The organism is Methylopila musalis, from assembly GCF_042679725.1.
GTDB classification, from domain to species: Bacteria; Pseudomonadota; Alphaproteobacteria; order Rhizobiales; family Methylopilaceae; genus Methylopila; species Methylopila musalis.
The window spans coordinates 1-8,577 of record NZ_JBHTMX010000126.1 but is presented as its reverse complement, the minus strand read 5'-3'; the positions used below and the strand labels follow the sequence as shown (position 1 = coordinate 8,577).

The 8,577-nt window shown below is 70.8% G+C and carries 8 protein-coding genes and 1 pseudogene; 5 read left to right on the top strand and 4 right to left on the bottom strand.

Annotation, left to right across the window (positions count from 1 at the left end; all coding sequences use genetic code 11):
• The 3 genes and pseudogenes from ACFQ4O_RS12520 to ACFQ4O_RS12510 form a co-directional block, all read right to left on the bottom strand.
• Positions 1-198 (bottom strand): annotated as a pseudogene (locus tag ACFQ4O_RS12520) (anti-sigma factor family protein); the annotation flags it as partial.
• Positions 182-730 carry a sigma-70 family RNA polymerase sigma factor gene (locus ACFQ4O_RS12515; RefSeq protein WP_378776028.1) on the bottom strand — a complete coding sequence of 183 codons (549 nt, stop codon included), beginning with the start codon at positions 728-730 and terminating at the stop codon, positions 182-184. The gene ACFQ4O_RS12515 and the pseudogene ACFQ4O_RS12520, both read right to left, overlap by 17 nt.
• Positions 731-786: 56 nt before the next feature.
• Positions 787-3,348 (bottom strand): HWE histidine kinase domain-containing protein, encoded by a 2,562-nt coding sequence (locus ACFQ4O_RS12510; RefSeq protein WP_378776027.1) that lies wholly within the window; start codon positions 3,346-3,348, stop codon positions 787-789.
• Between the two features lie 495 nt (positions 3,349-3,843).
• Here ACFQ4O_RS12510 and ACFQ4O_RS12505 point away from each other — a divergent pair, with 495 nt between their 5' ends.
• The 3 genes from ACFQ4O_RS12505 to ACFQ4O_RS12495 all read left to right on the top strand — a co-directional run bounded on the left by ACFQ4O_RS12505 (position 3,844) and on the right by ACFQ4O_RS12495 (position 5,488).
• A complete protein-coding gene (locus ACFQ4O_RS12505) occupies positions 3,844-4,488 on the top strand; it encodes a cell wall hydrolase (protein ID WP_378776026.1) in 645 nt (214 codons plus the stop codon).
• 172 nt (positions 4,489-4,660) lie between these two features.
• Positions 4,661-4,963: a hypothetical protein gene (locus tag ACFQ4O_RS12500; protein ID WP_378776025.1), complete on the top strand. Its 303-nt coding sequence runs from the start codon at positions 4,661-4,663 to the stop codon at positions 4,961-4,963.
• 168 nt (positions 4,964-5,131) lie between these two features.
• The gene (locus ACFQ4O_RS12495) at positions 5,132-5,488 is read left to right on the top strand and encodes a DUF6481 family protein (RefSeq protein ID WP_378776024.1); all 357 of its coding nucleotides are present in this window, start codon (positions 5,132-5,134) and stop codon (positions 5,486-5,488) included.
• A gap of 422 nt (positions 5,489-5,910) precedes the next feature.
• Here the strand turns inward: ACFQ4O_RS12495 and ACFQ4O_RS12490 are convergent, their stop codons facing one another.
• Entirely contained in the window at positions 5,911-6,414 is a 504-nt protein-coding gene (locus ACFQ4O_RS12490) for a YciE/YciF ferroxidase family protein (RefSeq protein WP_378776023.1), read from the bottom strand.
• Between the two features lie 211 nt (positions 6,415-6,625).
• Here ACFQ4O_RS12490 and ACFQ4O_RS12485 point away from each other — a divergent pair, with 211 nt between their 5' ends.
• Positions 6,626-7,339 carry an SIMPL domain-containing protein gene (locus ACFQ4O_RS12485; RefSeq protein ID WP_378776022.1) on the top strand — a complete coding sequence of 238 codons (714 nt, stop codon included), beginning with the start codon at positions 6,626-6,628 and terminating at the stop codon, positions 7,337-7,339.
• 144 nt (positions 7,340-7,483) lie between these two features.
• Positions 7,484-8,577, top strand: a 1,094-nt coding sequence (locus ACFQ4O_RS12480; RefSeq protein WP_378776021.1) for a methyl-accepting chemotaxis protein, incomplete at its 3' end; no start/stop codon positions are given.

The window sequence follows — 8,577 nt, the reverse complement described above, 5'->3', positions numbered from 1 at the left end:
GGGCGGCGCCGGTTCGGGCGCCTCGGCGAAGGCCGCGCGCAGCTCGTCGCGCAGGCGCAGCGCGTCCATCACCCGGCTCGCGAGCGGCGGGTTTTTGGCCAGCAGCGCCTCGATCTCGATGCGGCGGGCGAGATCCACCTGCCCGTCCACGTAAGCGTCGATTTCCGCGTCGAGGATCGGCTCAGCCGTCGTCACCATCGGGTCCTCTCACAATGCGAAGATGCGCGCCGGGGCGCGGGCGCGCCTCGTCGGCGTCGTGGCGGCGCAGCGTCTCGCGCGCGCGGGCGAGACGCGACATCAACGTGCCCACCGGCGCGCCGACGATCGCAGCGGCGTCCGCGTAGGACAGCCCCTCCACCGCCACCAGATGAAGCGCCGCGCGCTGGTCTTCGGGCAGCGCCTGAAAGCGGGCCCGGACCTCCGCGAGACGCACCGAATGCTCCTGCGCCGGCGGCTCGTGCGTCGCGGCGACCTCGCCCGCGGCGGCGATGCGGATCAGCTCCGCCCGCCGGCTGCGCACGCCGTCCACGAACACGTTGTGCAGGATGGCGAGCAGCCAGGCGCGCAGGTCGCGGGTCACGTCGAAGGCGGCGCGGCGGTCGTAGGCGCGCACCAGCGCGTCCTGCACCAGATCCTCCGCGTCCGACGGATCGCGCGTGAGCGCGAGCGCATACCGCCTGAGAACAGGCAGCTCGCCGATCACGTCGAAATCCCCGGAAGGCCGCTTCATGCCGGGCATACGGAGCAGGATGGCGACGTCATCCCTCCGCCCGCGCTTTTTTTTCGCTACTCGGCCGGCGCCCGGCCCGCGGCGCGGGCGAGCGCCGCGATCAGCGAGTCCGCGTCATAGGGCTTGCGCACCACGGTCACGCTGGCGAAGGCCGCCGGGATCATGGAGCGGTCGCCGTAGCCGGTGGCGAAGATGAACGGCACGCCGAGGCGCGCCAGCGCCTCCGCCACTGGGATCGAGGTGCCGGCGCCGAGATTGACGTCGAGCACCGCCACGTCGGGGCGGAACAGCTCCAGCTTGCGCAGCGCCTCGTCCGCCGAGCCGCTGGTGGAAAGGAAGGGCACGCCGCGCTGGGTCAGCAGCTCCTCCACGTTCATGGCGATGAGCAGCTGGTCCTCCACCAGCATCACCTTCAGGTCGCTCAGCGCGCCCTCGCCGGTCTTCGGCGCGGAGGCGTGGCGCGTGTAGGTGGAGGTCTCGCCCGCGGTCGAGCGGCCCTCGCCCGACGAGACGTGGCGGGAGGGCAGCAGCAGCCGCGCGCGCACGCCCTCCGCCAGATAGCGCACGTCGCTCTCGCCGCCGAGGTCGTACGGGATGCTGCGGTCCACCAGAACGGTGCCGAAGCCCTCGCGCTTGGGCGGGGCGACGGACGGGCCGCCGGACTCCCGCCACAGAATCTCGCAATCGCCGGTCTCGGTGCGCCGCCACGTCACCTCCAGCCGCCCGCCGCCCCGGGACAAGGCACCGTACTTGGCGGCGTTGGTGGAGAGCTCGTGCAGCACCAGCGCCATGACCGAGAACGCCCGCGCGTCCAGCCAGATGTCGTCGCCCTCGCAGACGATCTCGGCCGTGGGCTCGCGATAGGGCGACAGCTCCGCCGACACCAGCGCCGACAGCCGTCCTCCGCCGTCGCCGCGGGCCACCTGATCGTGGGCGAAGGCGAGCGCCTGGATGCGCCCCTTCAGAGACGTGACGTAATCGGCGAGCTCCTGCCCCTCGGCCGCGGGGCGCGCCACCAGCGACTTGATGATGGCGAGAATGTTCTTGACCCGGTGGTTCAGCTCTTCGTTCAGCATGCGCTGGCGCACGTCGGCCTTGTTGCGCTCGTCCTGCAGCAGCTCGCTGTGGCGGAGCGCGATCTCCACCAGCGCCGAACGGGCGGCCTCCGCCGTCTCGCGATCGGTCTCCGACCACGGGCGCGCCTGCAGCCGCACGGTCTCCTTCCAGATGGCGAAGCTCTTGCGCGGCGTCAGTCGGTCGCCGAGCGGGCCGGTGGAGTAGATCTTGTCCGGGTTGCCCGCCCAGTCGAGCGTCTGCACCAGCTCCTTGCGGAAGAAGAACAGGTAGTCGCGCGGCCTTTGCGACAGCGGCACCGCCATGGCGCCGGCCGCCTGCGAGCTGAAATCCTCCGCGCCCGGAATGACCTGCGCAAGGCAGTGCGACGCGTAGACCGCGCCCTCCCCGCCCTCGCTCGCCAGCGCCACAAGCCGCGCCACCACGTCGCGCGGCGGCGCCGCGCCTTCGACCGTCCAGACGCCGTTCATCCACAGCCCGACGCCGTCGCAGGGCAGCAGCCCGCCGATGGCCGACAGGCTCTCGCGCACCGCCGCGCCCACGTCCTGATGGTGGGAGGCGAGCCGCAGCACGCCGTCGAGCGCGCGGCGGGCGTCGGACGCGGAGTTCAACTTGCGGCGATGCTTCAGCGCGTCGAGCGTGAGCGAGAAGAACTCGCCGAACATCTCCGCCGCCACCCGTTCGGGCATGGGCAGCACGCGCGGGGAGTAATGGTGGCAGGCGATCAGCCCCCACAGCTCGCCGCCCACGATGATCGAGATCGACATGGACGCCGCGACGCCCATGTTGCGCAGGTATTCGCAGTGGATCGGCGACACGCTGCGCAGATGCGCGAAGGACAGGTCCAGCGGCTCGCCGGAGGCGTCCAGCACCGGAACCAGCGGCGAGCGCGCGCCGGAGGCGTCCGAGATCACCCGGATCGTGTTGCGCAGGTAAAGCATCCGCGCCTGCTGCGGGATGTCGCCGGCGGGAAAGTACTGGCCGTAAAAGCTCTCGAGATCGGAGCGCTTCGATTCCGCCACCACGCGCCCGGAGCCGTCCGCCTCGAGATGATAGATCATCACGCGGTCGTAGCCGGTGATGGCGCGCACCAGCCGGGACGCGGACACGACCAGCGCCTCGGGGCTGCGGGCGTCGCGGATGCGCCCGATCAGGATGCGCGACAGCTCCAGCGGCTGCCGGCTTTCCGCCGCCGCCGGCTCGAATTCGGCGATGGTGGCGCCCTTGAAGCGGTGAACCGCCACGTCGAAGTTGCGGCCGTTCACCGCCACGTCGAAGGCGAGCGCAGGCCTCGCCGCGTCGGCCACGGCGGCGAGGGCGTTGCGCACCACATGCGCCGCCTCCGGCCCGATCGCGTCCTCCAGCGGGCGGCCGAGGATTTCTCCTTCCAGGCCGAGCATCTCGCCCGCGTTCTCGGAGCGTCGCAGCACGATCCCCGCCGCCGCGTCGCACGCGAGCAGGCAGCCGTGCGGCTGGATGCTGCCGGGAATGTGGATCGGCTCGCGATCGCAATTGGTGAGATCGACGGTGTGAGGATAGGTCATTCGGCGGTGACGAGCGTGGCGCTTCCCTTGTCGCGGGCATGACCGGCCGGTGAAGGCGCTGTGCTTCCGCCCGGGCCGTCATGCCGATATCCGAGATCGTGAGGGATAGATAGGGCACCCGAGCGCCAAGAAAACCACGCCCCGAGGCGGCCCCGCGCGTCTTTCTCCCCTGTCCGGCCGCCCGAACGCTGCCGCGCGGCCGGCGGCAGCGGGATACCGCATTAACCATTTGCTAACGAAGTTACCCTCCATTAACCCTGATGACGCCGCCCGTCGGGGGATGGCGAGGGACTGGAAAAAGGGGGACCGCCCGCCGTGAAGACGGATAGGCTCGTCGTTCGTTTCGCTGTCGCAGCAAGCGCCGCCATGTCGCTGGCCGCCTGCGCCCAACAGCCGAAAACGGCTCCGATCGTAAAAGTCAGCCACACCGCCGCCGACCGTGAATGCCTCGCCCGGGCGATGTATTTCGAGTCCCATCGCGGCAGTGACGACGGCATGCTCGCCGTCGGCACCGTGGTGGCGAACCGGGTGAAGTCCGGCCGCTACGGCCCGACCTTCTGCGACGTGGTCGCCCAGAAGAACCAGTTCGCGCCCGGCGTGATGACGCGCTCCATGATCGATTCCGGCGCCGAGCGCGCCCGGCGCAACGCCGACGCCGTGCTGGCCGGCAAGCGGCACGCGGGCGTCCGCGACGCCATGTTCTTCCACACCGCCGGCCTGCGCTTCCCCTATCCCAACATGCATTACGTGCTGGTGGCGGGCGGAAACGCCTTCTACGAGAAGCGCAGCGTGACGACGGCCGCGACCGCCAGCGCCAACGCCCGCTCGCGCGCCTTGGCGCTCGCCTTCGCCCGCGTCGATCCGACCGCCGCCGCCAAGCCGATCGTGGTGGCCTCGCTCGCGCCGGCGCCGCGTTCCGAGACGCCGAGCCCCGCCGCGGCGGAGACGCCCGCGCCTGCGGTCCGCCCGGTCGCGGCGGTTTCGGCTCCGGTACCGGTTCCGACGCCCGCGTTCTCCTCCGTTCCGACGACGCTCGCCTTCGCGCCGCCGCCCGCGCCCGTCGACGGGCCGATCGCGGTCGGAACCGCGCAGGCGGCCGAGGCCGCCCCGCTGCCGGGCTTCGGCGACCTGCGGCGCTGACGCGCCGCCCCTCAACGCCTAAAAAAAACTGCGCCGGGGGGCCGATCTCCCCGGCGCTCCCCCGCAGGGCGCGCCGCCGGCGCGCGTGTCAGGCGCGTGGGGTTTCGGACCGGAGCACAGCATGCGCCTCGCGCGCAGCGTCATCCGGTCCGTGCGTTTCGAGGACATGACCATGAAGACCGTTCTGCTCTCCTGCGGCGTCGCCCTCGGGCTCGGCCTCTGCGCCGCCGCGCCCGCCTCCGCCGCGCCGTGGACGCGCGCCGCGCCGCTGGCAGCCCCCGTCGTGGTGTCGGACGTGGCCTGTCGCACCGTGGTGCGCCGGGTGGTTCGGCCGAACGGAACCGTTCGGATGGAGCGTACGCGCACCTGCACCGAGACGCGCCGGCCGGTCTACCGCGAGCGCCGGGTCTATCGCGACCGGCCGCAGTATCGGCCCGCGCCGCGGCCGGGCGTCACCATCCGCGTCAATCCGTAATCGGCGCACGACGCGCGCGCGTCGCCTTCCCGGCGCGGCGCGCGCGCAACAGCGGCCGACCTTTGCGTTTCCGGGCGCCTGTTTCGCGCAAAATGCAATTGTATTCGAGCCCGTCGGCCCTTATGTGCAAGGCGCTCCCGAAACCATACGCAAAGGTCTCCGCCCCACATGCCAGTTGACGACAGCCTCGAGTCCCGCCGCAAATCCTCTCTGGATGCCAAGAAGAACCTTCTTGCCAAGTTCAAATCTGCGGCCGAGGACCCGGAAGCGCAGAAGCGAGCCGCTGAGCGCAAGGTCGTCGCCGAGGCGCGGGCTGAGCGCGAGCGCGTGAAGGCCGAAGCTCGCCGCATCCAGGAAGAGGAAGAGCGGCGCATCCAGGAAGAGATCGCCGCCCGCAAGGCCGAGGAAGAGCGCATCCGCGCCGAGGCCGCCGCGGCGACCGAAGCGGCGCGCCGCAAGTCCTCCACCTTCATGGCTGCGCGCGCTCTCGCCTCCGTGGTCGGCGACATCCGCCGCCGCGCCTGAGCGCCTCCGTCCGAGCGGCGTCGCCTCGACGCTGTTCGGACAGCCCTACGATCGACGACACAGTCCCGACGCCGAAGCGGCCCAGCCGTTCCGGCGTCGTTTGCGTTTTGGGGGGATGGGCGGCGCATGGGTCGTCGCCACGCGGTCGCGCGGCCGCGCTCAATGGAAGCACACGCGCAGGGTCACGCGCCATGCGCGCCGCTCCCCACACGTCATGCCCGCGCCTTCGCGTGGGTATCCACGACTTCCTTTTAGATCACACGCGTTGACGACCAAGTCGTGGATGCCCGAGACAAGCTCGGGCATGACGTTTTTATTGTCGTCATGGACGGCGAACGCAAAAAGGCCCCCGTCGGTGACGACGAGGGCCTCATGTTTCTTAAGATGTCCTACGGCGAACCGCTGGAACGCGCTGTCCCGCCTCAGGCGGCCTGACGGTTGATCTCGCCCAGCGCGAGCTTGCTCAGTTTGCCGTCCGCGGCCTTTTCCTCGTCCAGCGTCTGCTGGAGCAGGGTGGCGCAGTCGTTGCGGCCGAGCTGTTTCGCCCAGGCGACCAGAACGCCGTAGCGGGCGATCTCGTAATGCTCGACGGCCTGCGCCGAGGCGACGATCGCGGCGTCGAGCACCTGCTTGTCCTCCACGTCGCCGACGATGTCGTTGGCCTCCTCGATGATGCCGTTGATCGCCGGACATTTGGTGGTCTTCGGCGTCTCGCCGTGCATCTCGAACACCTGCTTCAGGCGCTCCACCTGCCCTTCCGTCTCGCGGCGATGCGCCTCGAGCCCCTGCTTCAGGGCGGGATTGGTGGCCTTGTCGATCATTTTCGGCAGCGCGGACAGAATTTGCTGCTCGGCGTAAAACACGTCCTGAAGCTGGTGGACGAAAAGATCGTTCATCGTCTTGATGTCTTTGGAAAACAGACCCACGGCGTTTCTCCCTTATGTTCTGTGGCGACGACGATCGCCGTCGCGGTCTCATGGGAAAAACACGGTCCGCCGCCCGAACGTTCCGAAAAAGGTGAAAAACAACGCTCGCCCCACCAGCGGCGCAATCCCGGCTATGGATAGCGGCTCCCGGCGGCCGCGGCGAAGAATCGCCCGATCGGCCGCCCCGCCCCACGGTTCCAAGGAGCGTCCCATGCGCCTGTCCCCCCTCGTCCTCGCCGCCGCCGCGGCCAGCGTTCTGGCGGTCGGCGCGGCGCGCGCGGAGCCCCGGGGCGACCGCCCGTTCCACATCACCCTCACCGGCGAAGGCGTCGCCACCGCCGCGCCCGACATCGCCGTCATCACCACCGGCGTGGTGACGCGCGCGGCGAACGCGGGCGAGGCGCTGAAGGCCAACGCCGAGGCCATGACCAAGGTGATCGCCGCCCTCAAGGACGCGAAGATCGCCGAGAAGGACTTCGGCACTTCCGGCCTCACGGTGCAGCCGCAGTACGATTACAGCGACGGCCGCGCCCCAACGCTGACCGGCTACGAGGTGCGCAACGCCGTCACCATCCGCGCCCGGGAGATCGACCGGCTCGGCGGCTTGCTCGACACGCTGGTGGCCGCGGGCTCCAACCAGATCGACGGCCTCGCCTTCGAGGTGTCGAACAGCGACGCCAAGCTGGACGAGGCCCGCCGCGCCGCGGTGGCCGACGCCAAGCGCAAGGCCGAGCTTTACGCCGCGAGCGCCGGCGTCACGCTCGGCAAGGTGGAGTCGATCGAGGAGAACGAGACGCAGCAGGCCTCGCCCCGTCCGCTCACCCTGCGCATGCAGGCGAAGGACGCCAGCGCGCCGACGCCGATCGTCCGGGGCGAGCAGGAGATGCGCGTCGAGGTGCGGGTGCGCTGGGCGATCCAGCCCTGACGCGCGAGAATCACATCCTCCGGGCGCCTTAACCGCGCCCGGAGGGCGGCGCGGTGACCTCACGTTAAGGTCATCGCGCAACAATCCCTCGTCAGAAATGGCCAGCACGCAAGAAGGCTGCGCCGGAAACGTGACGAGGACATCATGACCTTCGGTTTTGGCCGCTTCGCCTCGCATGCGAAGGCCGCGCAGGCCGCCGCCCCGGCGCCCGTCGCGGCGCCTGAGTTCGACCACGCGGCCATCGTCGCGGCGCTCGACGCCATGAAGCGCGGCGCGGCGCCCTCCGCCTGGCCGGAGGGCGCCTCCGGGGCCGCGCTGGAGGCGTTCTCCGCCGCCCAGCAGGCCCGTGGGCTCGATGATCTCAACGTCATGGTCGGGCTCGCGACCAGCGCCTCCGGCACCGCGATCTCGGTCGGCTGGGTCACCCACGACGTGCGCCAGGTGGCGGAGAGCACCTCCACCATCGCCGGCGCGGTTGAGGAGCTCGCGAGCTCGATCGCGGAGCTGTCCTCCACCAGCCGGGTCGGCGCGGACGACGCGCTCGCGGTGCGCGAGGAGACCCGGCTCTGCGTCGACGAGATGCGCAGCGCCGCCGGCTCCATGACCGCCATCAGCGACCGCGTCTCCGCCATCGCCCAGCGCATCGACGTGCTGGAGGACGCGGTGCGCCAGATCGCCGAAATGGCGGGCGCGATCGAAGCCATCTCCAGCCAGACCAATCTGCTCGCCCTGAACGCCACCATTGAGGCCGCCCGCGCGGGCGAGGCCGGACGCGGATTCGCGGTGGTCGCGAACGAGGTGAAGTCGCTGTCGGGCCAGACCGCCAAGGCCACGGAGCAGATCCGCGCCCGCATCGCGACGCTGACCGAAGAGACCGACGCCATCAAGCGCGCCACCGGCGAGAGCGCCGAAGCGGTCGCGGCCGGCGACGCCACCATTCGCGCCGCCGGCCAGAAGGTCGAGGGCGTGGGCGAGCGGGTGTCGATCATCACCAACCACATGAACGCGCTGGCCGAAGTGCTCGGCCAGCAGCGCGCCGCCACCAACGAGATCGCCGAGAACGTCAGCCGCATCGCCGAGACCGCCCGCAAGACCCGCGGCGAGATCGACCAGGCGCTGGAGCAGCTGGTCGCCGCCGAGACCACGGCGCTGACCGGCCTCGACGCCGCCGGCTCCCGCGGCCTGTCGCGCTACGACCTCGCCCGGCTGCCCGCCGACGCGGAGGCCATGCGCCGCCG

Coding starts and splice junctions, on each gene's coding strand:
- ACFQ4O_RS12500 (WP_378776025.1), top strand. CDS start 4,661: ATGAAGACCGTTCTGCTCTCCTGCGGCGTCGCCCTCGGGCTCGGCCTC.
- ACFQ4O_RS12485 (WP_378776022.1), top strand. CDS start 6,626: ATGCGCCTGTCCCCCCTCGTCCTCGCCGCCGCCGCGGCCAGCGTTCTG.
- ACFQ4O_RS12505 (WP_378776026.1), top strand. CDS start 3,844: ATGCTCGCCGTCGGCACCGTGGTGGCGAACCGGGTGAAGTCCGGCCGC.
- ACFQ4O_RS12510 (WP_378776027.1), bottom strand. CDS start 3,348: ATGACCTATCCTCACACCGTCGATCTCACCAATTGCGATCGCGAGCCG.
- ACFQ4O_RS12515 (WP_378776028.1), bottom strand. CDS start 730: ATGAAGCGGCCTTCCGGGGATTTCGACGTGATCGGCGAGCTGCCTGTT.
- ACFQ4O_RS12495 (WP_378776024.1), top strand. CDS start 5,132: ATGCCAGTTGACGACAGCCTCGAGTCCCGCCGCAAATCCTCTCTGGAT.